This is a genomic window from Oleiphilus sp. HI0128 (assembly GCF_001635365.1).
Genome location: NZ_LWGG01000525.1, coordinates 1 through 276, shown reverse-complemented (window position 1 = coordinate 276; position 276 = coordinate 1). Strand labels below are relative to the sequence as shown.

1 pseudogene is annotated in these 276 nt (G+C 39.5%); it reads right to left on the bottom strand.

The features are described 5' to 3' along the window. Positions 1–276 (bottom strand): annotated as a pseudogene (locus A3763_RS29470) (hypothetical protein); the annotation flags it as partial.

The window sequence follows — 276 nt, the reverse complement described above, 5'->3', positions numbered from 1 at the left end:
CACATATAACTGCTAATGATGGCGTGCTACAACCATAAGAGTGAAAGTTAGCTTCTTTGAGTTCGCACTTAAAGAAAACTGCGTATTTGCTTAAGGTCTTGAGGATATGTTCAAAGCAGCTTTCATCTACGGACAGCAATAAACCATTTGAAATCCGTACAACTTTAAACAAGCCATATATACGTCCCTTGGGTGTGTTCAGGGTGCCATAAGAGAAATGGTTCGAATCTAGGGAGTTGATATCAGTAGAGCATTGACCTTGAAGAAACTTTTCTG